General features: G+C 38.5%; 27 protein-coding genes, 1 pseudogene and 1 other annotated feature. Of the genes and pseudogenes, 24 read left to right on the top strand and 4 right to left on the bottom strand.

Features of this window, described 5'->3' with window-relative positions; translation table 11 throughout:
- The first annotated feature begins 3 nt into the window (after positions 1-3).
- From LIZ98_RS04165 to obgE, 19 genes are all read left to right on the top strand, one after another.
- Positions 4-759 (top strand): prepilin peptidase, encoded by a 756-nt coding sequence (locus LIZ98_RS04165; RefSeq protein WP_227139476.1) that lies wholly within the window; start codon positions 4-6, stop codon positions 757-759.
- Positions 760-1,195: 436 nt separating this feature from the next.
- Positions 1,196-2,644, top strand: coding sequence for an amino acid ABC transporter substrate-binding protein/permease (locus tag LIZ98_RS04160; protein ID WP_227139466.1), 1,449 nt, complete (start codon positions 1,196-1,198; stop codon positions 2,642-2,644).
- Positions 2,631-3,359, top strand: coding sequence for an amino acid ABC transporter ATP-binding protein (locus LIZ98_RS04155; protein WP_108898368.1), 729 nt, complete (start codon positions 2,631-2,633; stop codon positions 3,357-3,359). Before LIZ98_RS04160 ends, LIZ98_RS04155 begins: the two co-directional genes overlap by 14 nt.
- A gap of 294 nt (positions 3,360-3,653) precedes the next feature.
- Positions 3,654-4,562 carry a hypothetical protein gene (locus tag LIZ98_RS04150; protein WP_227139465.1) on the top strand — a complete coding sequence of 303 codons (909 nt, stop codon included), beginning with the start codon at positions 3,654-3,656 and terminating at the stop codon, positions 4,560-4,562.
- A gap of 544 nt (positions 4,563-5,106) precedes the next feature.
- Positions 5,107-5,673 (top strand): Maf family protein, encoded by a 567-nt coding sequence (locus LIZ98_RS04145; protein WP_108898366.1) that lies wholly within the window; start codon positions 5,107-5,109, stop codon positions 5,671-5,673.
- 251 nt (positions 5,674-5,924) lie between these two features.
- The gene (radC, locus tag LIZ98_RS04140) at positions 5,925-6,611 is read left to right on the top strand and encodes a RadC family protein (protein WP_095141478.1); all 687 of its coding nucleotides are present in this window, start codon (positions 5,925-5,927) and stop codon (positions 6,609-6,611) included.
- Positions 6,612-6,822: 211 nt separating this feature from the next.
- Positions 6,823-7,839, top strand: coding sequence for a rod shape-determining protein (locus LIZ98_RS04135; protein ID WP_034771430.1), 1,017 nt, complete (start codon positions 6,823-6,825; stop codon positions 7,837-7,839).
- 395 nt (positions 7,840-8,234) lie between these two features.
- Entirely contained in the window at positions 8,235-9,092 is an 858-nt protein-coding gene (gene mreC / locus LIZ98_RS04130) for a rod shape-determining protein MreC (protein WP_227139464.1), read from the top strand.
- Positions 9,093-9,095: 3 nt separating this feature from the next.
- On the top strand, positions 9,096-9,635 hold the full coding sequence (mreD, locus tag LIZ98_RS04125) for a rod shape-determining protein MreD (RefSeq protein WP_227139463.1): 540 nt from the start codon (positions 9,096-9,098) through the stop codon (positions 9,633-9,635).
- 249 nt (positions 9,636-9,884) lie between these two features.
- Entirely contained in the window at positions 9,885-10,565 is a 681-nt protein-coding gene (minC, locus tag LIZ98_RS04120; protein WP_095141476.1) for a septum site-determining protein MinC, read from the top strand.
- Positions 10,565-11,368, top strand: coding sequence for a septum site-determining protein MinD (minD, locus tag LIZ98_RS04115; RefSeq protein WP_034771393.1), 804 nt, complete (start codon positions 10,565-10,567; stop codon positions 11,366-11,368). The genes minC and minD overlap by 1 nt, the downstream gene beginning before the upstream one ends.
- Positions 11,369-11,815: 447 nt before the next feature.
- Positions 11,816-12,595, top strand: coding sequence for a M23 family metallopeptidase (locus LIZ98_RS04110; RefSeq protein ID WP_227139462.1), 780 nt, complete (start codon positions 11,816-11,818; stop codon positions 12,593-12,595).
- Positions 12,588-13,448, top strand: a complete 861-nt coding sequence (locus LIZ98_RS04105) for a M50 family metallopeptidase (protein ID WP_227139461.1) — start codon at positions 12,588-12,590, stop codon at positions 13,446-13,448. Before LIZ98_RS04110 ends, LIZ98_RS04105 begins: the two co-directional genes overlap by 8 nt.
- A gap of 39 nt (positions 13,449-13,487) precedes the next feature.
- Positions 13,488-14,912 (top strand): ribonuclease E/G, encoded by a 1,425-nt coding sequence (locus tag LIZ98_RS04100; RefSeq protein ID WP_227139460.1) that lies wholly within the window; start codon positions 13,488-13,490, stop codon positions 14,910-14,912.
- Between the two features lie 78 nt (positions 14,913-14,990).
- Positions 14,991-15,072: a sequence feature (ribosomal protein L21 leader region), on the top strand.
- 13 nt (positions 15,073-15,085) lie between these two features.
- The gene (gene rplU, locus LIZ98_RS04095) at positions 15,086-15,394 is read left to right on the top strand and encodes a 50S ribosomal protein L21 (RefSeq protein WP_034771382.1); all 309 of its coding nucleotides are present in this window, start codon (positions 15,086-15,088) and stop codon (positions 15,392-15,394) included.
- Positions 15,395-15,406: 12 nt separating this feature from the next.
- The gene (locus LIZ98_RS04090) at positions 15,407-15,736 is read left to right on the top strand and encodes a ribosomal-processing cysteine protease Prp (RefSeq protein ID WP_041844868.1); all 330 of its coding nucleotides are present in this window, start codon (positions 15,407-15,409) and stop codon (positions 15,734-15,736) included.
- 15 nt (positions 15,737-15,751) lie between these two features.
- A complete protein-coding gene (rpmA, locus tag LIZ98_RS04085; RefSeq protein WP_034771380.1) occupies positions 15,752-16,042 on the top strand; it encodes a 50S ribosomal protein L27 in 291 nt (96 codons plus the stop codon).
- A 435-nt stretch (positions 16,043-16,477) separates the two neighbouring features.
- Positions 16,478-17,011, top strand: a complete 534-nt coding sequence (locus LIZ98_RS04080) for a Spo0B C-terminal domain-containing protein (RefSeq protein WP_227139459.1) — start codon at positions 16,478-16,480, stop codon at positions 17,009-17,011.
- A gap of 36 nt (positions 17,012-17,047) precedes the next feature.
- Positions 17,048-18,337: a GTPase ObgE gene (gene obgE, locus LIZ98_RS04075; RefSeq protein ID WP_227139458.1), complete on the top strand. Its 1,290-nt coding sequence runs from the start codon at positions 17,048-17,050 to the stop codon at positions 18,335-18,337.
- A gap of 254 nt (positions 18,338-18,591) precedes the next feature.
- On the opposite strand, the gene LIZ98_RS04070 is transcribed toward obgE, so the two are convergent.
- The gene (locus tag LIZ98_RS04070) at positions 18,592-19,122 is read right to left on the bottom strand and encodes a hypothetical protein (protein WP_227139457.1); all 531 of its coding nucleotides are present in this window, start codon (positions 19,120-19,122) and stop codon (positions 18,592-18,594) included.
- Between the two features lie 332 nt (positions 19,123-19,454).
- On the opposite strand from LIZ98_RS04070, the gene safA reads away from it, so the two are divergent.
- Complete coding sequence (safA, locus tag LIZ98_RS04065) at positions 19,455-21,185, top strand: SafA/ExsA family spore coat assembly protein (RefSeq protein ID WP_227139456.1); 1,731 nt, start codon at positions 19,455-19,457, stop codon at positions 21,183-21,185.
- Positions 21,186-21,258: 73 nt separating this feature from the next.
- Here safA and LIZ98_RS04060 read toward each other — a convergent pair whose 3' ends face one another.
- The 3 genes from LIZ98_RS04060 to LIZ98_RS04050 are packed head-to-tail and all read right to left on the bottom strand — an operon-like array spanning position 21,259 to position 22,238.
- Positions 21,259-21,438 (bottom strand): hypothetical protein, encoded by a 180-nt coding sequence (locus tag LIZ98_RS04060; RefSeq protein WP_227202950.1) that lies wholly within the window; start codon positions 21,436-21,438, stop codon positions 21,259-21,261.
- Positions 21,435-21,926: a hypothetical protein gene (locus LIZ98_RS04055; RefSeq protein WP_227202948.1), complete on the bottom strand. Its 492-nt coding sequence runs from the start codon at positions 21,924-21,926 to the stop codon at positions 21,435-21,437. Before LIZ98_RS04055 ends, LIZ98_RS04060 begins: the two co-directional genes overlap by 4 nt.
- A 6-nt stretch (positions 21,927-21,932) precedes the next feature.
- On the bottom strand, positions 21,933-22,238 hold the full coding sequence (locus LIZ98_RS04050) for a hypothetical protein (protein WP_227202946.1): 306 nt from the start codon (positions 22,236-22,238) through the stop codon (positions 21,933-21,935).
- Between LIZ98_RS04050 and LIZ98_RS04045 the strand changes: the two genes are divergently transcribed.
- The 4 genes and pseudogenes from LIZ98_RS04045 (at position 22,223) to LIZ98_RS04030 (ending at position 25,187) form a co-directional block, all read left to right on the top strand.
- A complete protein-coding gene (locus LIZ98_RS04045) occupies positions 22,223-22,360 on the top strand; it encodes a hypothetical protein (RefSeq protein ID WP_227202944.1) in 138 nt (45 codons plus the stop codon). The two genes, LIZ98_RS04050 and LIZ98_RS04045, sit on opposite strands and share 16 nt — an antisense overlap.
- A gap of 135 nt (positions 22,361-22,495) precedes the next feature.
- A pseudogene (locus LIZ98_RS04040) lies at positions 22,496-23,236 on the top strand (alpha/beta hydrolase family protein); the annotation flags it as partial.
- A 544-nt stretch (positions 23,237-23,780) separates the two neighbouring features.
- Entirely contained in the window at positions 23,781-24,521 is a 741-nt protein-coding gene (nadE, locus tag LIZ98_RS04035) for an NAD(+) synthase (protein WP_216407713.1), read from the top strand.
- A gap of 153 nt (positions 24,522-24,674) precedes the next feature.
- Entirely contained in the window at positions 24,675-25,187 is a 513-nt protein-coding gene (locus LIZ98_RS04030) for a BofC C-terminal domain-containing protein (RefSeq protein WP_216407715.1), read from the top strand.
- Positions 25,188-25,462 lie beyond the last annotated feature (275 nt).

Below are 25,462 nucleotides of genomic sequence, written 5' to 3'. Positions count from 1 at the left end.
GCCATGAATGAAATCATCACTTTGTTTTTCTTTATATTTGGCTTAGTTTTTGGTTCGTTTTTCAATGTGGTCGGACTTCGTATTCCGAAAAAAGAGTCGATCGTTTACCCAAATTCTCATTGTACAAAATGTCATCATGAACTGTCTTGGTATGAAAATATACCCGTGCTTTCGTATATTTTTTTACGGGGAAGGTGCCGGGTTTGTAAAGCTCGAATCTCTCCCATTTATCCGGTTATGGAGCTTGTTACCGGCATATTATTTGCTTTCTCCTTTCATCAATTTGGCTGGACGTTTGAAACAGTAATTGCCGTTTTACTGTGTTCACTGCTCGTCATTATCACAGTTTCTGATATTGCCTATATGATTATTTCTGATAAAGTTCTGTTGTTTTTCTTGATTGTATTTCTCATTTTACGGATGATTTATCCGCTTTCACCATGGTGGGATGCTGGATTAGCGGCCGTACTCGGTTTTGGGATTCTCTATTTATTGGCAGTCGTTAGTCGTGGTGGAATGGGCGGCGGAGATATTAAGTTATTTTTTGTCTTAGGTCTCGTTCTCGGAACAAAAGCCACGCTGATGACACTTTTCCTTGCTTCATTAGTTGGGGCTGTATTTGGGTTAGGGTTCATATTGATGAAAGGATACCAAAAACGAATCCCGATTCCCTTTGGCCCGTTCATCAGCATCGGCGCAATTATCGCCTATTTTTATACAGATTCATTGATTCAATGGTATTTGGGTATGTTTTTCTAGTATGGTAGATGGGAATCCGAGCTTGGGGAACAGGTTCCATTTTTTTTTAAAGAATTCGGTACATGAGGTAAGGGGGTTCCATTTTTGAATGTTTTTCAAAATAAAGAGGAATCCGGTACATATTGGAACGGATTCCTTATTTTTCCATCTCCATTCATCGATGGTTCTAAACTTCCATTGTTTTATAGTTGACTGATATTGGTTTCCTTTTTTAATATAATATTATTGAATTGAATGATTGTATCAAGATAAGGATTTTTTAACTAAATGCCCATTTTCCGGTGGTACACTTCCTAAATTTCCGACCAATATATACATTTCCCTATAAAAATATTCCACAATTTATTTTAAAATAAATAGTTATGTTAAAATATTAACTATCATTTTCTAATTCTGATAAAATATTATTTAATATAACTAAAAGGAGTAAAAGTGAATGAATAAAAGAAAAATTGTTTCCAAACTGTTTATTTCAATTTTCACCTTATTTACCATTATTTCGCTAGTTTTACCATTTTCTAACGCAAAAGCAGAGGAAAAAACTTATATCATTGCGACCGATGTCACCTTTGCTCCATTTGAATTCCAAGATGAGAATGGTGATTTTGTCGGAATTGATATGGACTTACTAAAGGCTATTGCCGAAGATCAAGGATTTAAATATCAAGTGAGGCCACTTGGTTTTAATGCAGCAGTCCAAGCTTTAGAAGCAAAACAAGTGGATGCGGTTATTGCCGGGATGAGTATTACAGATGAGCGTAAACTGAAATTCGATTTCTCGGATCCGTATTTTGATTCCGGCGTCATTATGGCCGTTGATGAGGACAATAACAAGGTTTCATCTTATGAAGATTTAAAAGGTGAGCGAGTTGCCGTAAAAACCGGTACCGAGGGAGCTGCTTTTGCCCAAAGTATCCAAGATAAATACGGATTTAAAGTCGTTACATTTGATGATTCTGCCAATATGTATGAAGATGTAAAAACAGGAAATTCCATCGCCTGTTTTGATGATTATCCGGTTTTGGCTTATGGGGTTAAACAAGGGAACGGGTTAAAAATCGTAACAGATAAAGAGTCTGGTAGTTCATATGGATTTGCTGTGGCAAAAGGGGAAAATGCCGAACTGCTGCAAATGTTTAATGACGGATTATCCAACTTAAAAGCATCCGGTGAATATCAAAAAATATTGGACAAGTATTTAGAAACGGGTGATGAAGAGGCTGATTCAGGTTTCTTCGGATTATTAAAGGAAAGTTTTCCAAGTTTAATGTCCGGTCTAAAAATGACAATCATCTTAACAGTTGTTTCATTAGTTGCCGCCACCATCCTTGGAGTTATTTTCGGTTTATTCCAAGTGTCAAATAAGAAACTTTTGCGTGCTATTGCAACGATCTATGTAGATATTTTCCGCGGCACACCATTACTTGTTCAAGCATTCTTTATTTATTTTGGAGTTCCTGCAGCGCTAGACATTCGAATTACCGCAGTTGTTGCCGGGATTATTACGTTAAGTTTAAATGCCGGTGCGTATATTGCTGAAATTGTTCGCGGTGGTATTCAGTCGGTCGATAAAGGACAAATGGAAGCTTCCCGCAGTTTAGGACTTCCATATCGAAAAGCCATGTCGAAAGTTGTTTTGCCACAAGCGATTCGGATCATGATTCCATCCTTTATTAACCAATTCGTCATCACATTAAAGGATACTTCGATTCTTTCCATTATCGGAATTAATGAATTGACACAAAGCGGGAAAATTATTATTGCAAGAAATTTGGAATCTTTCCAAATGTGGTTAATCGTCGGTATTATTTACTTTATTATTATAATGATCTTAACGAAAGTATCGAATCATTTGGAAAGGAGGATTAAACATGGAGAAAATTAGTGTAAAGAATTTGAAGAAAAACTTTGGCGACTTAGAAGTGTTAAAGTCGATTAGTTTAGATGTCCATGAAGGTGAAGTTATTTGTATCATTGGACCATCCGGATCCGGAAAAAGTACATTTCTTCGCTGTTTAAATTTATTGGAAGAAGTGACAGAAGGGGAAGTTATTGTCCATGGTGTTAACTTAACAGATAAAAATATAGATATTAATAAAGTTAGAGAAAATATTGGGATGGTGTTCCAACATTTTAATTTGTTTCCCCATTTAACGGTATTGGAAAATATTACGTTAGCACCTGTTGAATTGAAAAAAGCAACGAAGGAAGAGGCAAAGGAAGCGGCGTTGAAACTTTTGGAGCGGGTTGGATTAAAGGATAAAGCAGAGGTAAAACCGGATCAATTATCAGGCGGGCAAAAGCAAAGGGTAGCCATCGCACGTGCCCTAGCCATGAAACCTGATATCATGCTGTTCGATGAGCCGACAAGTGCACTCGACCCGGAAATGGTCGGTGAAGTGCTGGCCGTTATGAAACAATTGGCCGAAGAAGGTATGACGATGGTCATTGTCACGCATGAGATGGGCTTTGCAAGAGAAGTAGCCGACCGGGTCATTTTTATGGACGGAGGATACATTGTCGAACAAGGAACCCCGGAAGAAATCTTCGGAAACCCACAAAACGAACGGACAAGAGACTTTTTGAATAAAGTGTTGTAAGAAAAAGGAAGGAACTGGTTAATTACTAGTTCCTTTTTAGCAATTCCATCGTTAATGCAGTAGCTTTTTTGGAATTACTTTTCTTCAACTGTTGTCCTTTTGTCGGAATTCACCAGTCCCCCCAATTCAACAGCATCACCAAAATTGTCGAAATTCCACGAACACCTTTCCATATGAAACGACAAAAGTCTTGTTATTTTTTAAAAATCATATGATAGGATAGAAGGGAACTCTTCTAAATTGTGCAGCTAATGAAGTATTCTACAAATCTAGCAAGCTGGGAGGTACAATATAGTGGATGAGGAAAATAAAAATCAAATTAAAATAAAAATAAATGGTGAAGATAAAGAATTTAAAGAGGAATTGATCATTCATGATTGGAAAGCGAAAAGGGAAGTTGCAGCAACGGAAGAACGAGCGATTCCGCTGTTAAAAAATAAAAAGAAAAAAAGACCTGCACTCCCAAAAGGAAGAAACCATCCGGCTATCATTATTTCTTGCATCTCCGCCATTGTAATAGGAATCTTAATTGGAATTATCTTATTACAATTTATGACAAAAGACGCAAATGGAAACGGACAAGGCTCTCAAACGGATCCAGCGAACAATGGTACAACAACAGCCGGTAATGAGCAGGTTATTTTACCCGCAGTGAGTTTGTATATTTTGCAACAAGGGGCATACAAGAGTCAAGAATCGGTGGATAAAATCATTCAAGATTATAAAAAAGAAAATCAACCGGTTGCTTCCATAAATACCGGGGAAAATATACGTGTTTTCATTGCTGTAACAGATACACTCGAAACAGGTAAACAAATGAGGGAAACCGAATTTTATAAAAATACGTTCACTGAAACATGGCCGACGAAATTAGAAATGAATGAAAAAGTAATCCAACATTTAACAGGCGATGAAAAAACATTTTTAGAATCAGCTTATCCAATATATGAAAAACTAGTAGTAGAGGGAACAAAAGCATATTTACAAGATGGCCAAAACATCAATATGAATGAATTGACAAGTGAAATTGACAAGATGAAAAACTTCAAAAAGTTACAAAAAAAGCCGGTCCAAGAATTACAGAAAAATTTAATTCATGCGTATGAGGCATTGAATGGATATTTGAAAGATCGAAACATCGAGAATTGGCAAAAACTACAGCAATATTTATTGACTTTTGTTTCAAGCTATTACTTATTTTAAAACATTCCACCACTTAGCTTTCGTTTGGAGTGGTGGATTGCTATTATTTTCAACGACCAATTCGTAGAGGCGGATCCAGGTCCCCTCTTTTTAGTCGGAGTGTGAAGCCGCTATTTTTATTGGAATTATTTGGCAACCGTCAAATAATCGACCCATTTCGCATATAGTGGGGAAGGGGATTAAAGTCAATTATCTACCCAAACGTCGATTTTTGAGGAGGGACAGTGGTACTTAAAGAGACATCGATCCAAACCCCGATTCATCCCCCACACAAGTAGGGAAGGGGTATACATAAAGAGACGATTTGTCTTAACATATAGTAGGGAAAGGTGGACTTTGTGCAAACCTATAGATAAAATATAACAAAAGCACATTTTTGATGTCTTTTTCGTTTCAAAATGATGTTTTATGTCAGAAAAGGATGTCGAAAATGGATTTTTTGTAAGTGAAAATTAATTTTTATGTCGTTGAGTATAAAAGTATCGTTTGATAGTATTATTTTGTATCTCCCCCTCGTACAGATCTTAAACAGGAAGGTGAAAATATGGCACGCCTCATTTTAGCTTCGTCATCACCGCGTAGGCAGGAAATCCTCCAGTCTTTACGTGCATCCTTTGAGATTATAACAAGCAATGCAGATGAATCGGTCGATTGTAACATGCCTCCTGAAGAAATTGTTATGACATTGGCTGAACGAAAGGCGCAAACAGTTGCAAAGGAAAATCATGATGCATTTGTTATCGGGGCAGATACAATCGTTGTTTATAATGACCGGATTTTAGGAAAACCAGCCGATCGCGATGATGCTAAGCAGATGTTAATGATGTTATCTGGCAATACACATGCTGTTTTTACAGGTACATGCATTTTACATGGGAACGATAAAGAAATTTTTTATGAAAAGACAGAGGTTTCATTTTGGGAATTGGCGGAAGCAGAAATCGATCGATACATTCGTACAGGAGAGCCTTTAGATAAAGCGGGGAGTTATGGGATCCAAGGATATGGGGCGATCTTGGTGAAATCGATTCATGGTGATTTCTATTCTGTTGTTGGTCTACCGGTGGCAAAACTATATCGGGCATTGAAAAAGATGGGTTATCCGATCTAAGGACAAGCCTAGATCATCATATGAAAATAAGCAGTTTGTGAGGGAACACGGACTGGCATAAAGTCATATAGAAATCAGCCGTTCATGAGGCGCCCGAACTGGCATAAAGTCATATGAAAATTCAGCCGTTCAGCGTTAAAATCGCGGTAGCCCCATTAACATGCCCGTAAGATTTTTGTGTAAGACGCTAATCCATTTTTAGGAAAACTTTCGGTGACTTTTCCCCAAAAAATGAATAGGAGGAGATAGTTATTACGCAACAATTATTAATTAAAGATTTTCCGAAAGAAGAGCGGCCGCGCGAAAGATTTATCCATCACGGACCGAGTAGTCTTTCAAACCAAGAACTTTTGGCAATTATTTTACGAACGGGAACAAAAAATGAATCGGTTCTCCAATTGGCACAACGGCTTATAAAAGAATTTCAAGGATTACGAATGCTGATGAATGCCTCACTGGAAGAATTGACGAAAATAAAGGGAGTCGGTGAAGCAAAAGCCATCCAATTATTGGCCGCAATCGAACTTGGAAAACGAATTGCCAATATGAAAAATGAAGAACGTTACGTCATCCGTTCTCCTGAAGACGGAGCAAACTATGTCATGGAAGAAATGCGCTTCTTAACTCAGGAGCATTTCGTATGTTTATTCCTTAACACCAAGAATGAAGTGATTCACAAACAAACCATTTTTATAGGAAGTTTAAATGCTTCCATTGTCCACCCGCGTGAACTGTTTAAAGAAGCATTCCGACGTTCAGCCGCCTCGATGATTTGCCTTCATAATCATCCATCCGGAAATCCCGAACCAAGCCGGGAAGATATTGAGGTTACCAGGCGACTTGTCGAATGTGGTAGAATTTTAGGGGTGGATGTACTCGATCATATTATTATCGGTGACAAACGATATGTCAGTTTAAAAGAAAAAGGATATTTATAAGCCAATTACTACTATTATTTTTTTGCACAATGAGATATAATAATACGTATGATTTTTTTGTTTTTAAAAAGACGAACGAACCCTTATTTAGCGAAAAAGTTAAGAAACGAAAATTGGTCAATAAAATGACAATATTTGACAAACGATAAAAACGTGCTGTTTATATACAACATGATGAACAAGAGAATGTATGAGAAAGGGAGATACAACCATGTTTGGAATTGGTTCAAAAGATTTAGGAATTGACTTAGGAACAGCGAATACACTTGTCTACATCCGTGGAAAAGGTGTCGTATTGAGAGAACCGTCCGTTGTAGCATATCAGACGGATACAAAGCAAATTGTTGCGGTCGGAAATGATGCGAAAAATATGATCGGTCGTACACCCGGAAATGTTGTTGCCCTCCGCCCGATGAAAGACGGGGTAATTGCAGATTATGAAACAACAGCAAAAATGATGAAATATTTTATTAATCAAGCTTTGAAAAATAAAGGCGGATTTGGAAGAAAACCGTATGTCATGGTATGTGTACCATCCGGAATTACTGCGGTTGAAGAACGTGCTGTCATCGATGCAACTCGTCAAGCCGGGGCACGGGACGCATATACGATTGAAGAACCGTTTGCAGCTGCCATTGGTGCTGATCTCCCTGTTTGGGAACCAACCGGCAGTATGGTGGTTGATATTGGTGGCGGAACAACAGAGGTTGCAATTATTTCTTTAGGTGGAATTGTTACGAGTCAATCGATTCGTATTGCCGGTGATGAAATGGACGATTCCATTATTACCTATATTCGGAAAAATTATAATTTGATGATTGGGGATCGGACTGCTGAAACGATTAAGATGGAAGTTGGATCGGCCGGTATGCCTGAGGGAATTGGAAATATGGAAATTCGCGGGCGTGATTTATTAACCGGTTTGCCAAAAACCATTGAAGTAACGCCTGAAGAAATTGCCGAAGCCCTGAAAGATACGGTATTTGCGATTGTTGAAGCGGTCAAAAATACGTTGGAAAAAACTCCGCCTGAATTGGCAGCAGATATTATGGATCGTGGCATTGTCCTTACAGGTGGTGGAGCATTACTGAGAAACTTGGACCGAGTCATTGCCAACGAAACAAATATGCCCGTCTTAATTGCCGAAAACCCGCTCGATTGTGTAGCTATCGGAACCGGTAAAGCTTTGGAACATATTGATTTATTTAAAAATAAAGTAAGAGGGTAAATGTAAGAATCCTTTGTAAAACAATGTTTATACTTCAGTTTTTAAAAAATTGGATTTTCAACAAATTCGAGGTCACTGAAAAAGAAAAAAATCAGCTGAACACGAGTTTCTTCTTGTTTGCTTAGCCACCTGGCATTAGATATGGGAGAGTAGATATCGGGATAGGCTGTCAAGGAATTTCTCGTTGGTTTAGTGTGTTTATCCTACTCAATATTGTGTAAGGTAAACTTATCAGTGGTCTCGTTACCTTCTACATAATTTGTTCAATGTTGTCGTTCATTGCAATAACATATAAGAATCAGCAGTCGTTAAAGTCAATTGCTTTCGCGACTTCATGCGGTAAAGTGCAAGTAACAACATATAAGAATCAGCCATTAGTTAAAGAGGTGTAAATCATGCCACAATTTTTTAAGAATAAGCGTCTTATCATTTTACTTTCAGGGATTATTATCCTTGTGGCATTGATTGGTTTTTCATTAAGAGAACGGGATCAATTATCGTGGCCGGAACAATTTGTCAAAGATACAGCAGGCTTTGCCCAGATGGTTTTTGCAAAGCCTGCTCATCTTGTTTCAAACCTCGTCGAAAATATGCGAGATTTACTGCAAACCTATGAAGAAAATAAAATTTTAAAAGAAAGATTGGATGAGTACGCCCAAATTAAAGTGAAAGCGGATCGGTTAGAAAAAGAAAACGCGGAGCTTAAAGCCTTGATTGATAAGGAAAAAGATTTAGCCTCTTTTACTATCCATCATGCTTCGGTTATTGCCCGTGATCAAGATCGCTGGCAAGAAACGTTAACAATCGATAAAGGTGAGGTACAAGGAATAAAGAAAGATATGGCTGTTATAACTGCTAATGGAATGATCGGAAAAATTAAAAGTGTCGGAAAGATAACTTCTACTGTTCAATTACTTTCTACCGTAGATCGGACAAACCGAACCCACGTCGCTATTCAAGGCGAACATGATATTTACGGTTTAATTGAGGGATTTGATGTTGAAAAGCAGCAGTTGATTATTAAACAAATCCCGGCAGAAGAAAAAGTCAAAAAGGGCATGGATGTGATTACATCCGGTTTAGCAAATGTTTTTCCTAAGGGATTATACATTGGAAAAATTGAAAAGGTAGAACCTGATCAATACGGATTGACACAAACAGCTTATGTGAAACCAGCCGCGAATTTTTATAACCTTGAAAACGTCATTGTCGTTGAGAGAGAAATGACAGCTTCGGAAGAATCGGGGGAATGAGTCATGAGAAAGCAATGGTGGATTCCGGTTCTTGTGATTATTTTCTTTTGCGTGGAAAGTCAGTTTGTTAATTTTATTCCAACCCGGCTGTTTTCACAATATTGGATTGTTGTCCCGCGTTTTCTCTTTCTATTATTGATTTTTATAACTATATATTATGATAAAAAGTTAGGTCTCATTTATGCCTTGGTTACAGGTTTGATTATGGATATCGTGTTTATTGATATTTTGGGAATATATTTATTTTGGTACCCGGTTACGATTTATCTTGTATCAAAATTAATGAAAAATTGGCATGCGAATCTTTTCATTGTAGCTTTTGTTAGCTTGCTGGCGATCACACTTGTCGAATTCGGGATTTATGGGGTCTTTTCGATTTTACAAATAGCCAATATGCCACTAAAGTTTTTTGTTTTTCAACGCTTATTCCCAACCCTAGGCGCAAACCTGGCATTTTATATATTATTTTCCTATTCACTGAAAAAATATTTTACCCGATTAAGAAAAATCAGAAGTGAAGAAGAGGGAATGTTTCAATCATAACGGTTCTGAAGATGAGTTTTACATATATTTTTGCAAATCGTGTTCGCTCGCTTCCAGAAACGGGTAAAGCTCTACAGTATTTTGCGTTTACGGATTGTTCATGTGTAATTTTCGGAAAAAATTTGATTGTTAATCGTCCTGTACAAGGAGTTTATTTTTTATAAAATTTGTTTTTCGGATTTTTACAGGAAAAATAAAGGAAATTGCCTGGCTTTTGTCGAACTTTACTTTATTGAGGTGAAATCATGCATGATGAAGACGCAAAATGTCACGATAAAAGGTACAAAAGACGGGCTATTGTTACGTCTTGATGATACTTGTTCCTTTTTTGACCTTTTAAAAGAAGTTGAAGAGAAATTGTTTCCACATTCACAGCTCATGGACGATTCTCATGAAGTTTCTGTTCGTATTCATACCGGTAATCGATTACTTACCAAGGAACAGGAACAGCAATTAAGAGAATTAATCAGTCCGGAAAAAAATTTAATCATTGCATCTATCGAATCAAATGTTATATTAAAAGAAGAACTGAATCGAATAAGAACCGAAAAAGGTTTTACAGTCGTAACCAAAATTGTTCGCTCGGGGCAAATTTTGGAAATTACAGGAGACCTATTGTTGATCGGTGATGTAAATCCGGGTGGCAAAGTGATGGCAAGCGGCAATATCTTCATTTTAGGAAGGTTAAAGGGAATGGCTCATGCGGGTATGAACGGTAATGAGGAAGCTGTAATTTGTGCTGCTACAATGACGCCGACCCAATTGCGAATTGCGGATTACTTTGGGCAGTCACTGGATCGGAATAAGATAAACGACGAATCAGAATGTGCCTATCTGAATCAAGAAAAACAATTAGTTATTGATAGATTATCAGTTTTAAATAAGATTCGACCAAACATAAATCGTTTTGTGGAAGGAGGCTTGTCTTAATGGGTGAGGCAATCGTAATTACTTCTGGAAAAGGTGGAGTAGGGAAAACCACTTCTTCTGCTAATATAGGTACTGCTCTGGCTCTACAAGGGAAAAAGGTTTGTTTAGTTGATACCGATATCGGTTTACGTAATCTGGATGTTGTCATGGGCTTGGAAAACCGGATTATCTATGATATCGTCGATGTAGCTACAGGTCGCTGTAAATTACACCAAGCACTTGTCAAAGATAAACGTTTTGAAGATAAATTGTACTTACTTCCTGCCTCTCAAAGCAGCGATAAAACTGCGATTAATCCGGAACAGATGAAAAAGGTAGTCAATGATTTAAAAAATGAATTTGATTATGTCATTATCGACTGTCCCGCTGGTATTGAACAAGGTTTCCAAAATGCCATAGCCGGTGCTGATCGGGCTATTGTTGTGACTACGCCGGAAGTATCATCGGTACGTGATGCTGACCGAATTATCGGCTTACTGGAAAAAGAACCGATTGAACCGCCAAGATTGGTTATCAATCGAATCCGTACCAATATGGTTAAACGCGGGGAAATGCTTGATGTCGATGAAGTAACAAATATTTTGGCTATAGAACTAATTGGTATTGTGGCCGATGATGAAGAGGTCATTAAAGCATCAAATGTTGGCGAACCAATCGTTATGAATCCGGACAGTAAAGCAAGTATCGCTTACAGGAATATTGCAAGACGAATCTTAGGCGAATCGGTACCATTGCAACAGCTTGAAGATAACGGAAAAGGCATGTTTTCACGGTTGAAAAAATTTTTTGGTGCCCGGGCATAGGCATAAATTTTTACATATTTTGATATTTTTAAGAGGATGCTGATAAACATTGGCATTCTTTTTTTATTTTGATGATTCGCGGTCGCACCGATAGTTTTTTCATAGTTTAGCAGTCTAGTGTCAACGGTTCATGAGCGTCCCCGGATCCAACAAGCAACAGAAGAATCCCTGAATTCAACAGTAAAAAAGGAAAATTCACCAGTAAACGGACATAAATTCACCAGTAAAATTGAAAAATTCAACAGCTTGCTCCGTGAATTCACCAGTAAATTACGAGAAATCAACAGTGCCCTACCCGAATTCATCAGTACCCCCCATAAATTCAACAGCAGCAACACCATAAGATTGAAAAAACAAGTTCCAAATTAGACATGTCATATAAACTGCGGACAAGTCATACATTTTACTGAGTGGACAATCCGAGTTTTTTCGGAAGGGGGGAGTAGTTTGAAAGATCGAAGGAAAGAAGTCTTGAAGCGGATTGAAAAACGCAAGAAATATAAACGATCCTATCCGCCTAAAACGATAGAAAGTGAAAGAAATGTGAAGACTCCAGTATTTCCAGAGTACCAAGAACAACATGACTTTACTTGGTTTTCCATGAATGAAGGAATGAAAAACACTGAACATCCGTTATTTAATCGAGAAATATTCTTATTTAAAATATTGGCTTCAGCTTGCTTAGTCCTTATTGTGGCCATTGCGTTCAAAAATCAATCACAACAGCTGGAACCGGTCCGTTCAGCAGTGACACAAGTAATGGAAAAGGAATTCCAATTTGCCATGGTTGCGGACTGGTATGAAGATACATTTGGTAAACCGTTAGCACTTTTCCCGGAGAAGGCACCAAATAAAAAAGAAGCGCCGGCTAAGTATGCACTTCCGGCTAACGGGGTAATTCTAGAAGACTTCCAAGCGGATAATCAAGGCGTTACAATTCAAACGGTAAAAGGAGAAGCAGTCGAGGCAATTCAAAGCGGTGTTGTGAAATTTGCCGGTGTTGATAAAGAATTTGGAAAAACAATTATTATTCAACATCCGGATCAATCGGAAACTTGGTATGGACAATTGGGGGAAATAAAAGTAAAAGCCTATGATAAAGTTCAAGCAGGCGATCAAATCGGCGTTGTTTCATCAAAAGAAAACGAAACAACAGGCGAGTTTTATTTTGCCATTAAACAAGATGAAAAATTTATTGACCCTGTTCAGGTGATTAAGTTTGAATAAATGGTTCCGGCTCCTGACCCAAATCCATATACATCCGTTGCTTTGGCTTGTTGTTGCCATTGCCGTAATAACTGCACGCTTTCAAGAACTGTTGCTATTAATTGTTATTGTTCTGATTCATGAATTAGGCCATGCTGCGGCCGCTTCCTTTTTTTCATGGAGAATTAAGAACATTATCCTTTTACCATTTGGTGGAGTTTTAGAAACAGATGAACATGGAAATCGACCGATTAAAGAGGAGTTCATTGTCACAGTCTGTGGACCGGCTCAGCACGTTTGGATGATGATTGCCGCCTTTCTTTTTCATGAATGTCAAATAATCGGAGACAGAATATATACTGATTTTATCAACTATAACTTTATGATTTTGATATTTAATTGTTTGCCAATTATGCCTTTGGATGGAGGGAAAATCGTCTATTTGCTTTTTACCAAATATTATCCGTTCCATATTGCCTTGAAACGTTCGATTATTCTGTCGCTTTTGTTCTTGTTCATATATTGTTCCGTTATTCTTATCGTTTTTCCTTTCCATTTAAACGGTTGGGTAATTGCCATCTTCTTATTTCTATCTTTACATAACGAATGGAAAAACCGGCCGTATACGTGGATGCGGTTTTTAATTGAACGATATCATCGACCGAACGATGAAGTGGGTCGTATAAAAAAGATCTATGCAAAAAAAGATGACTTACTTTCAAGTGCCATCGAAAAATTCCAGCGGGGAACCGGTCATCAAATTATTGTTATCGATGCAGGAAAACAGGTTGCCATCATTCCGGAGAAAAAAATTTTACAATATTATTTTGAAAAATCTCCTATCCGGTTGAAATTGGAGGATTTACTTTATTAAAATGGAGAAGAGTTCAATGATATAAGAAGGATTGTGAAAATGAAACGATTACTAATCAATGCAAGAGAATCAGAAAAAAGAATGGCACTAATTGAGGATAAGCAAATCCAAAGACTGTATATTGAGCAACCGGAACAACAATCATTGCTCAGGAATATATATATTGGCATTGTTGAAAAAATCATGCCTAGTATGGATGCCGCTTTCATCAATATTGGAAAAGGAAAAAAGGGTTATTTACAACTGTCACAAAGTCCGGCAAATATGGAAAAAGATGACTCTATCAGGTCCCTGCCTAAGGTAAACCAAAGTGATAAAATGATTGTCCAAGTTATCAAAGATGAAACCGATACAAAATATTACCGTTTAACGAGAAATATCGAACTTAGTGATGAGATGATCGTTTATATGCCATATGGGTATTATGTTGCCGCATCGAAAAAATTACCGAATGACGTAAGAAACCAACTTAAAATGTGGGCTGTGGAGACAAAGAAAGAAGCGGAAGGCATTTTGTTCCGTACCCGCGCTGAAAAATTAACGAAGGAAGAATTTGTCACCCGTCTCAATCAATTAAGAGCGGAGTTTCAACAACTTGAAAAACTTGCCGATCATTTGAAAGCTCCTGCGCCAATAGTGGAGAAGAACTTGTTTTTTGAGGAAATAAAAAAGATTTATGACAAGGAAGAATTTACAGAGATAATCTGTGATGATTCAAACCTGTTCCGGCAACTGAAAACGGATTGGGAAAATCGCTGTCAACTTACGCATTATAAAGGAAGCGAAAATATTTTTTCCCATTTTATGTTAGATGATCAACTGGACACATTGCAGAAAAGGGTAGTATGGCTTGATAATGGTGCAAATATTGTCATTGAGGAAAATGAAGCTTTTACGGTCATCGATGTAAATACTGCTAAATCACCGAGTTATAAGTTGAAAAGGGATACCATCACGACAACGAACCGATTGGCCGCTAAGGAAATTGCCAGACAGGTCCGCCTCCGTAATATCGGTGGGAATATCCTCATTGATTTTATTAATATGCGGGATGAAAAAGATAGGAAGGCAATCATTCAGCTTTTAAAAGAAGAATTTGCCCGTGATTATGAGCGAACAATAATTTACGGTTTTACGGCTTTAGGTATTTTGGAAATGTCGAGGAAAAGAACGAAACCGAGTCTTCTGAACCAAATGACGGTACCGTGCGCAACTTGTCATGGTACCGGTTTTGTTGAATCAGCTGCTACAATCGCTTTTCGCTTAGAGCGGGAATTATGGACGTTTAAAAACAAAGATTTTTCGGAAGTTGTTATTGAAGCAACAGAAGACGTCATTAACTACTTTAGTGGGGAAAATAAACATCATCTCGAAAATTTAGAGAAAACCTTGCATTTTCTTATCAAATTTGAACAAGTGCAATTTCACAAGCCGCACTATTATATTAAAAGATTTGTCCGGTGATACGCGACCGTAACGATTTTTTATGGATTGACATGTTTGTTTTATTATGATAGTATTCATATGTTATGGTTTGTAGCACCCGTGCTACAACCGCTCGTATTCGGTTTAAGATTTTGCAAATTGTGCAAAACACCGAATGGCGGCGAGTCTGAGTCTATAGAGGAGGTGCAATTATGTACGCGATTATTGAAACTGGCGGTAAACAACTTAAAGTTGAAGAAGGTCAATCGATTTATGTTGAAAAATTAAACGCAGCTGACGGTGAAACAGTAACTTTTGATAAAGTATTGTTCATCGGTGGCGAAAATGTTAAAGTTGGTGCTCCTTTTGTCGAAGGTGCTACGGTTACTGGTAAAGTAGAAAAACACGGTCGTCAAAAGAAAATTATTGTTTTCAAATATAAAGCGAAGAAAAACTATCGTAAAAAACAAGGTCATCGTCAACCTTATACAAAAGTTACGATTGAAAAAATTCAAGGCTAGGGCGACTGACAAATGATAAAAGTCACCATCAATCTAACGTCCGATCACAAAATTGCAGCCTTTACTGTTGAAGGTCATGCGAATTTTGATAAATACGGATCAGATGTTGTTTGTGCAGGGGTTTCTGCGGTGACAATCGGTACACTAAATGCAGTGGAATCCTTGGCAGGTGTTGTTCCGGATGTCGAACAAGGCGGTAAAGGAGGCTATCTCCATTGGCAAGTGCCGGAATTACCGAAAGAAACAGATGATAAAGTACAGCTTCTCCTTCAAGGAATGGTTGTCGCTTTACAATCAATTAAGGATAGTTACAGTGATTATATAAAAATTTCTTTCAAATAGTGGGAGGTGGAACAAATGTTAAGAATGGATCTTCAATTTTTTGCGTCTAAAAAAGGGGTAGGTTCGACAAAGAACGGTCGTGACTCCATTGCGAAACGTCTTGGTGCAAAACGTGCGGACGGTCAATTTGTAACGGGCGGTTCTATCCTTTATCGTCAACGCGGAACAAAAATCTATCCGGGTGAAAATGTAGGTCGCGGCGGCGATGATACATTATTTGCAAAAGTTGATGGTGTTGTCCGTTTCGAACGTATGGGACGCGACAAGAAAAAAGTCAGTGTATACCCGGTAGCAAAAGAAGCGTAAGTGGTAGCGGACTTCTAGAAAGGTCAGACAGCTGCAAACATTCTGCCAAGACTGTTTGTTTCGCGTGTCTGGCCTTTTGTATTTTGTCCTTCCTTTAGCATATTCACCGGAAAAATTTGTTTATGTTATACTTATGGTTAGCACCAAAACATATTTTCTAATAAACGCTAATGACCATTAGAATTACATATAGAGGGAAATTTTAGCCAAAACTAGGCGGAAATTTTTGGAGATTGTAACTAGGGACAAAGATAAGTACAACCACAAGGACATCAAGCGAAGACGAAGGTTAAGCGGCAAACCTTGCATAGAAACTGGCGGAAATTACTGTATCCAAGGACAAAGATAAGTACAACCGCGATAGCATCTAGCAAGGACGAGCTTAATAGGACCAAACATACATAGAAACAGAGTGAAGGAAGGTTGAGGGGAAGTATGCGGGAATGGAATGTGATAGAGGTTTTACGGCATGCACGACATGATTGGTTGAACAGACTACAATTAATAAAAGGTTATATTGCCCTAGGAAATCTTGAAAAAGTTGATGAAATTATGAATGAAATTATCCATGCAGCCGAGCAGGAATCAAAATTATCCAATTTGACATTATCTAAATTTGTTTCTTTACTACTCACTTTTAATTGGGAACAGCATTCATTTGTTTTACATTATGAAGTATCAAGTCCTCGGAAATTAACTAATTTTAATGATGAAAAAATTTTTCAATGGTTCTCTAACTTGTTTCAGATCATTGATGACTATGCCGATCCAAATGTGCAAAATGATTTATACATAGAAATGAATTTGGAAGAAGATGTCCTGTGTTTCTTTATTGAATTCTATGGAATAATAAAAGAGACAGAAGCAATAAAGCAATTTTTACATAAACAAACACCGAGCTTTTCAATAAACAGCGTAAACATCAATGTAGAAGCTTTGTCTTTTGAAATAAAAATTCATGGTGAATAACGTTAAGCATATGTTTTTCATGGAAGGAGATATTCAATGTTTGTCGATCAAGTAAAAATTTATGTAAAAGGTGGCGACGGTGGAAACGGAATGGTTGCTTTCCGTCGCGAAAAATATGTTCCAAAAGGTGGTCCGGCCGGTGGAGATGGCGGGAAAGGCGGAGATGTTATCTTTATTGTTGATGAAGGACTGCGCACCTTAATGGATTTTCGTTATCAACGCCATTTCAAAGCGACAAAAGGAGAAAATGGTCGCTCAAAAAGTCAGCACGGAAAAAATGCTGAAGATTTGGTTGTAAAGGTTCCCCCGGGTACTGTTGTAAAAGATGATGATACGGGTGAGGTAATTGCTGACCTCGTTCGTCATGGCGAGCGGGCAGTCATTGCAAAAGGCGGTCGCGGCGGCAGAGGGAATATCCGATTTGCTACGTCAAGAAACCCCGCTCCGGAAATTGCGGAGAACGGAGAACCGGGGCAAGAACGGTATATTGTTTTGGAATTAAAAGTATTAGCAGATGTTGGTCTCGTTGGATTTCCCAGTGTCGGAAAGTCAACGCTTTTATCGATTGTATCTTCGGCAAGACCAAAAATTGCCGAATACCATTTTACGACGATTGTGCCAAATTTAGGTGTCGTTGAAACAGAAGATGGAAGAAGTTTTGTTATGGCTGATTTGCCGGGATTGATTGAAGGGGCGCATCAAGGTGCAGGGCTCGGACTTCAATTTTTACGCCATATTGAACGGACAAGGGTCATTGTCCACGTCATTGATATGGGTGCTGTGGAAGGGCGCGATCCATACCAAGATTTTTTAACGATTAATAAGGAATTAAGGGAATATAATTTGCGTTTAACCGAACGTCCTATGATGATTGCGGCCAATAAAATGGATATGCCCGGTGCGGAAGAAAATCTAGAAAAATTTAAGAAACAATTACAGGAAGATATTCCGATTTTTCCAATTTCGGCAGTTACCCAAAGCGGGATTCGTGAGTTGCTTTTTGCGATTGCCGATACGTTGGAGGACACACCTGAATTCCCGCTCCACCATGTAGAAGAAGATGAAACGATAAACCGCGTTGTTTATAAACATGAAAAAGCTGAACAAGATTTTATCATTACCCGGGATTCGGATGGAGTATTTGTTTTAAGTGGAGAAAAAATTGAAAAGTTATTCAAGATGACTGATTTCACCCATGATGAATCGGTTCGGCGTTTTTCCAGACAATTGCGCGGCATGGGTGTAGATGATGCACTTCGGGAACGTGGGGCAAAGGATGGCGATATCGTCCGTCTGCTTGATTTTGAGTTTGAGTTTATAGAATAGCTGAAAAACTGTCTTCAATTTGGGCAATTAATTGAAGGCAGTTTTTTATTTTGGTAAAATCAATGGGATATTTTCGGGAATCACCATTTGATCGATAATGCAAGGTTTTTATTTTTAGTAAAATCAGGCAAAAGTTAATTAGTTTTTGTGAAAACCTCCACAAATTAACGACAACACGTCCTCGCTGTCCGAGTTAGTTTTGATGAAAATCTGCACAAATCAACAGCAACACGTCTTCGCTGTCCGGGCAAGACTTACTTAGTTTTTGATGAAAACCCGGTAAACAGAAAACAGGTAACTGCTGCAACAGTAGTCACCAAAATGGCCATCAATAAACCTAGTGCAGCCATAAACAGATCTTGTCCGGGATAATCAGGTTTCAGCGTGATGAACCAATAAACAAATACGATGGTTAAAAGAAAATAAAAACTACTACCAACAGCTCCCATAATCAACTGATCTCGTTTTGTTCCGCTCCATGCTTTGTTAAATAAGATCCATGCATATAAACTTATTAAGACAGCGGAAACCATCACAACGAAATGTAAGTAGGGAATCAAGAAATACATCAAGAGAAAAAGAATGAAAACGGTTATGGAAAAGAAAACCGCATTGACGGCAAATATAAACAGGCCGGCAAGCCACGGATTTTGATACCAAGCCCAATGGCTAAGAGTCCGGATAATTTTATTCTTATCATTAACCATTGCCAATATCGGTCTTTTTAAAAATTGAACAAGCAGTATCCCTATGAACCCCAATATAAATAGAAAAGTAAAACTCATATTATATTCCTCCTGATAACCTTATAATGGGGGGGTCAATCTCATTTCCCGCCTCTGAAAAATTTTTTCTTAATTATATTATAGATGCCTATTTATTGAATAACAATAAATTTTTATTGAATTGGGTTATATTTTTTCTGTTTTATAGACTTGTTTGATGATAAAGGTATTCAAGAGGTCTTGTAACGTAGAATCATTTTCAAACAATCTTTAAATATCCGCCCTTGCGACATAAATTTTTCGGTATATTCATAAGTTTATACGAGAATGAATGGCAATTTGCCTATTGTTTCATACAATATATAGCGAGTTTAGATTAGGAGGGGAAATGAGTGAGGATTCACATTGTCCAAAAAGGAGATACACTGTGGAAGATTGCCCAAAAATATGGCGTCGACTTCAATCAGCTAAAGAGTATGAACACCCATTTATCGAATCCGGACCAAATAATGCCCGGAATGAAAATTAAAGTTCCCACCAATAGTGGAATGGTAAAAAAAGAAATGCCGGTTAAAGAGGTGCCAATTAATAAAGAAGCTCCAATTACTGAACACCCTTTCGCCCAAATTAAACCACCAACAATTCCTGTTGATGAACCGGTGAAAATGTTCGAACAACCAAAGGAAATTATTAAAGAAGTTCCCAAGCCGATTTATATGCCGAAACCGCCACAACCGATTATTCCGGAAATAGATATTAATAATTATTATATGGTCAACATGGCAAAAATGAACATCGAACAGCAACAACCGGTCCAGCAAGTTGAGATTCCTGTTTTTGAAAAAGAAGGACCGATCAAGGAAATGCCGGAACCGCCGAAAATGGAAGAACCGATTAAAGAAGCTCCGGAAATGATTTATTCAAAAATTGCTCAACCGCCAATGATGATGCAACCAATGTATCCATGTTCGCCGTGTATACCGATGACACCTGTTTTACCCGGGTCAGGATTGCCATGTATGCCGCTAACTCCGGTTGTTTATTCACCATGCCAACAACCTATTCATCATGGTTTCCCATTTGCTAATCAACCTATGATGCAAGGTTTTACCGGACCCATGATGCAAGGAAGCGATCCGCAGATGGGGATGGGTGGTTTTGCCCCGGGTATGATGCAAGGAAGCGATCCGCAGATGGGGATGGGTGGTTTCGACCCGGGTATGATGCAAGGAAGCGATCCGCAGATGGAGATGGGTGGTTTCGACCCGGGTATGATGCAAGGAAGCGATCCTCAAATGATGATGCCTCCCCATGGGATGAGCGGTTTCGACCCGAACGTGATGCAAGGTGCGGATTCACAAATGATGATGCCGATGCAGCCTAGTAGTCAGCAAATGATGGGAAGTTTTGACCCATCCAAGATGCAACCGATGGCACAAGGGATGGACCAGCAAATGATGATGGACTCAATGGATCAAAGTGGATTCCAACCGATGATGTCACCGGGTATGGGAACTTACCAACAATCAACCGGAATGCCAATGGGAACCGGACAAATAAATTGGGATGATGATGGAATGGACTTGGATGATAATCAAGATGGTTCAACACTTTATCAAACTCCTATGACTGAGCATATGCAAAATCCAATGAGTGTTCCTGACCAAGCTCCGTATTCGATGCCATTAACGACAAATCCAATGATGCAACCTTCTTTCACCCCGATGATGCAGCCAGCTTTCCCAATGACACAACAAACAAGTCCAATGATGCAACCAACGTATCCTATGGGTCAACAACCATATCCAATGATGCAACCGATGTTTGATATGCCGGGACAGGGTGATTGCGGCTGTGGTGCACCACCTTTTGCCTTACCTCAAACCGGACCAATGGCAGGAGCGATGCCTTATCAAGCACCAATCGGATACACAGAACCAATGCAGTCGGGACATCCGTTTGGTCAAGGGTTTGGTAATATGCCCGGAATGGATATGGCAAACATGTATCAAACCATGCCGATGGGAATGGGATTTCCCACAACTGGTGATATGACAGGTCAAATGTCCTATGATGAAATGGGAACCAATCAAAGAGACGAATTCGATGAAGACGATGAATAAAATTAATGCAAAAATCAGTGAGACCTAAACCCTCACTGATTTTTTACAATTATAAAACTTTCCAATAATAAGCTTAAGTTTTGCACCTTAGAAAACCAATCAATCGGCGAACACCAATTTCGTCACCATTTTGAGGTGAAAAACGCCTTATTTTGACGACGAGACCAATTTTCGTCGTCGTTTTTGGACGGAAAGCTTCATTTTTTGGCGACGAGGCCCGTTCTCGTCGTCGTTTTTGGACGGAAAGCTTCATTTTTTGACGACGAGGCCCGTTCTCGTCACTGTTTTGAGTCGAAAAACACCAACTTTTGGCGACGAAACCAATTCTCGTCGTCGTTTTGAAGTGAGAAACGCCCTATTTTGGCGACGAGATCGAATCTCGTCACCATTTTGAGGTGAGAAACGCTTCTTTTTGGCGACGAGACCAAATCTCGTCACCGTTTTGAAGTCGAAAACGCCCTTTTTTTGGCGACGAGAGTAAATCTCGTCACCATTTGGAGCCGAAAAACGCCCTATTTTGGCGACGAAACCAAATCTCGTCACCATTTTGAGGTGAGAAACGCTTCTTTTTGGCGACGAGGCCAATTTTCGTCGTCGTTTTTGGACAGAAAGCTTCATTTTTTGGCGACGAGATCCATTCTCGTCACTGTTTTGAGTCGAGGAACGCCTTATTTTGGCGACGAGATCCATTCTCGTCACCGTTTTGAGTCGAAAAACACCAATTTTTGGCGACGAGACCAAATCTCGTCACCGTTTTGAGTCGAGAAACGCTTCTTTTTGGCGACGAAACCAAATCTCGTCACCATTTTGAGGTGAGAAACGCTTCTTTTTGGCGACGAGGCCAATTTTCGTCGTCGTTTTTGGACAGAAAGCTTCATTTTTTGGCGACGAGGCCCGTTCTCGTCGTCGTTTTTGGACGGAAAGCTTCATTTTTTGGCGACGAGATCGAATCTCGTCACTGTTTTGAGTCGAAAAACACCAACTTTTGGCGACGAAACCAAATCTCGTCACCGTTTTGAGTCGAAAAACACCAACTTTTGGCGACGAGACCAAATCTCGTCACCATTTTGAGTCGAAAAACACCAACTTTTGGCGACGAAACCAAATCTCGTCACCATTTTGAGGTGAGAAACGCCTTATTTTGGCGACGAAACCAATTCTCGTCACCGTTTTGAGTCGAAAAACACCAATTTTTGGCGACGAGACCAAATCTCGTCACCATTTTGAGTCGAAAAACACCAATTTTTGGCGACGAGAGTAAATCTCGTCACCATTTGGAGCCGAAAAACTCCCTATTTTGGCGACGAGCTTCCTTCGATGGTTTGGAAATTGAAGCATTATTTTTCCGTGCCAAAAATGAAAATAATAACGGTCATGTTATTTTATGGCCACATGGCGGTCCACAATCGTTGGAAAGAAAATGGTTCCGTTCGATGTTCCAATTCCTGTTGAACCGTGGTTATTCAATTTTTGCACCAAATTTTCGCGGTTCCTCTAATTACGGTCTAAAATTTATGAAGATGGTTGAAGGAGACTGGGGACACGGACCTCGCCTCGATAATATTAAAGGTTTGGAATGGTTAATAAAAAACGGCTATGCAGAACGGGACAAAATTTTATTATTTGGCGGCAGTTACGGTGGTTATATGTCTCTCCTTTTGCATGGTCGTCATGCAGAATACTTTAAAGCTGTTGTCGAATTGTTCGGACCGTCTAATCTCTTCTCCTTTATTGAATCAGTTCCGGATTTCTGGAAGCCGTTTATGGAACAATGGGTGGGCGATCCGGTTAAGGACAAAGAAAGATTGATTGCCGACTCGCCGATTACTTATTTAGACGGCATGATCAAACCAATGCTTGTCATTCAAGGCGCCAATGATCCGCGGGTTGTCAAGGCGGAATCAGATCAGGTAGTTGAAGCGTTGCGTGAAAAAGGTCGTGATGTTGAATACATTGTACTTCCTGATGAAGGTCACGGCTTTTCGAAAAAGGAAAATGAAGTGAAGGTATATGCAAAAATACTTGAGTTCTTTGATCGATTTACACATTAATTTTTTATAGATTTAGATCACGTCTGGCATTTTGCTCAGGCGTTTTCTTTATAGCGGTGAAGGAACGGAAATTTCCCTGAGATCGTTTCTCGAGACCAAATTCAGGAGTGAAAAACGTCCCCGAGCCAAGTTCTCGATGCCAAATGAATCCTTGTAATTTTGCATATCAAACGACATTTGTTACATGCTAATACTAACAAATCCTTGAATTGAATGAACATGCACGGTTGTATTTTTTAAAAATTGCTTCACAAAATGAAAGATTAATGTAAAAAATTTTGCGGTCATATGATGTGCCTCTTTTATCGCCACTCGCTGATAAAATGATTAGTGCTTAACAAATTTTGTGTATATTTAGACAATATACGCTTGCATCTATATAAGCGCAAAATATTGAACTTTTTGCATTACCTTTTTAGAAATACGGACATATGAAGCGAACCATTAGGTACAAAAAATATTCATAATCATTATGTTAGAAAACTTAACATAAGAATGTTTCTATGATAAAATAGAAATAATTTAATGGAAAGGATGACCAAAATTGGAAGAAAAGATTGAAAAACTGATCCAATGGCTGCAAGAACAAGTAAAAAATGCAAATTTGAACGGTTTGGTTGTAGGAATTAGCGGTGGCATCGATTCAGCCGTCGTTGCCCATTTAATCAAACGTGCATTTCCGAATAATTCATTAGGTGTTATTATGCCATGTAAAAGCAATCCAAAAGACGTGGAAGATGCAATGAAAGTTGTAGAAAGCTCTGGTATAAATTATGTAAAAATCGATTTAACCGAAACGCATAATGTCTTATTCACTGCAATTGAAAAAGAATTAAAAGATAAGGGTGAGTGGGATAAAGAAAAAGCCCGTTTAGGCGACGCAAATATGAGAGCTCGTTTGCGTATGACTACTTTATACGCGGTCGCCAACAATTTTGGTTACCTCGTTACAGGTACAGATAATGCTGCGGAATGGTATACCGGTTATTTTACAAAATATGGCGATGGTGGCGTTGACCTTGTTCCACTTGTCAACTTTACAAAGGGAGAAGTTCGTGAAATGGCCAAAGTTCTCGGTGTGCCAAAAGAGATTATCGAAAAAGCCCCGAGCGCCGGACTTTGGGAAGGTCAAACAGATGAAAATGAAATGGGAACAACCTACGAAATGATCGATAAATATTTAAAAGGGGAAGCTGTCCCTGATAAGGATAAACAAGTAATTGAAAGAATGCATCGAATTTCTGAACATAAAAGAAATTTAGCAGCAAAACCACCAAAATTTTGATAATTGATCAGGAAAACTCGGTCCTGCCTTCGCTAAAAAGCTTGGTTGCCCGAGTTTTCTTTATTTATTTTTCAACTTCCGGGTTATTATTTTTTGTCTATGGTCAAAATAATAATAGTATCCAAAGATTTTATTTGAATCGGAGTGAGGATGTTGGGTATCTATCGTATTTTCTTTGTAGGTATAATTTTAACCGGAATTTTTATGGCCAATTCGTTATTTTTAAAACAGGTCGATGCAGAAGACGGTGCAATTAATCAAGGTCCAATGGTAGTTGTATTAGAACGTCATTATCTTGATGGCGACAAAAGTGAAGAGATTATCATTGAAAATTTGTCCGCATCTGAGATCCAAGAAAAATACGCGGATTGGGTACTGGTACATGTGGATGGAAATCGAATCGTATTCAAAAAGTATGTTGACGATATTTCTCCATTATTGAAATCGAACGGTTTTTTCGGTGTAACTGACGATGGAACTTTATCGATTTTTAATGGAAAACCCGATGTGACCAATGTCATTCACTCATTCTTTCAAATTGATATGGGAAAACTGGAAACAAAAACACAAAAGGAACTTGTTAAAGGAATACCAGTACGGACAAAAGAAGATTTTCTTCATGTTTTGGAGGCCTTTAAACCTTATAGTGTAACGGTTGAAGAATGAGGGGAAAAGGACATTTTTTAAAAAAATTGCAGGCAGCTAAATAGTTTTTGTGAACTATTTGTGAAATATATCACAAACAGATTGTTTTCTTCAAGAAATTCGATATAATTTATATAGAAACAAGTAAGCAAAACCAAAAAATAAAACGGTTACATATTTAATCTATCTCCTTGTTTCATCCTTTTCTTCGCCTCTAAAAAGCGGGGTATGGATAGATAGATTAAGCAGCATGATTACTTTCCTTATCTTTAATTGGGACAAAAATAGTCCTATAT

This window comes from Caldibacillus sp. 210928-DFI.2.18 (genome assembly GCF_020554505.1).
GTDB lineage: Bacteria > Bacillota > Bacilli > Bacillales > Caldibacillaceae > Caldifermentibacillus > Caldifermentibacillus hisashii.
This window is presented reverse-complemented; position numbering and strand designations above follow the sequence as displayed.

Coding starts and splice junctions, on each gene's coding strand:
- LIZ98_RS04165 (WP_227139476.1), top strand. CDS start 4: ATGAATGAAATCATCACTTTGTTTTTCTTTATATTTGGCTTAGTTTTT.
- LIZ98_RS04160 (WP_227139466.1), top strand. CDS start 1,196: ATGAATAAAAGAAAAATTGTTTCCAAACTGTTTATTTCAATTTTCACC.
- LIZ98_RS04155 (WP_108898368.1), top strand. CDS start 2,631: ATGGAGAAAATTAGTGTAAAGAATTTGAAGAAAAACTTTGGCGACTTA.
- LIZ98_RS04145 (WP_108898366.1), top strand. CDS start 5,107: ATGGCACGCCTCATTTTAGCTTCGTCATCACCGCGTAGGCAGGAAATC.
- LIZ98_RS04135 (WP_034771430.1), top strand. CDS start 6,823: ATGTTTGGAATTGGTTCAAAAGATTTAGGAATTGACTTAGGAACAGCG.
- mreC (WP_227139464.1), top strand. CDS start 8,235: ATGCCACAATTTTTTAAGAATAAGCGTCTTATCATTTTACTTTCAGGG.
- mreD (WP_227139463.1), top strand. CDS start 9,096: ATGAGAAAGCAATGGTGGATTCCGGTTCTTGTGATTATTTTCTTTTGC.
- minC (WP_095141476.1), top strand. CDS start 9,885: ATGATGAAGACGCAAAATGTCACGATAAAAGGTACAAAAGACGGGCTA.
- minD (WP_034771393.1), top strand. CDS start 10,565: ATGGGTGAGGCAATCGTAATTACTTCTGGAAAAGGTGGAGTAGGGAAA.
- LIZ98_RS04100 (WP_227139460.1), top strand. CDS start 13,488: ATGAAACGATTACTAATCAATGCAAGAGAATCAGAAAAAAGAATGGCA.
- rplU (WP_034771382.1), top strand. CDS start 15,086: ATGTACGCGATTATTGAAACTGGCGGTAAACAACTTAAAGTTGAAGAA.
- LIZ98_RS04090 (WP_041844868.1), top strand. CDS start 15,407: ATGATAAAAGTCACCATCAATCTAACGTCCGATCACAAAATTGCAGCC.
- rpmA (WP_034771380.1), top strand. CDS start 15,752: ATGTTAAGAATGGATCTTCAATTTTTTGCGTCTAAAAAAGGGGTAGGT.
- LIZ98_RS04080 (WP_227139459.1), top strand. CDS start 16,478: ATGCGGGAATGGAATGTGATAGAGGTTTTACGGCATGCACGACATGAT.
- obgE (WP_227139458.1), top strand. CDS start 17,048: ATGTTTGTCGATCAAGTAAAAATTTATGTAAAAGGTGGCGACGGTGGA.
- LIZ98_RS04070 (WP_227139457.1), bottom strand. CDS start 19,122: ATGAGTTTTACTTTTCTATTTATATTGGGGTTCATAGGGATACTGCTT.
- LIZ98_RS04060 (WP_227202950.1), bottom strand. CDS start 21,438: ATGAAGCTTTCCGTCCAAAAACGACGACGAGAACGGGCCTCGTCGCCA.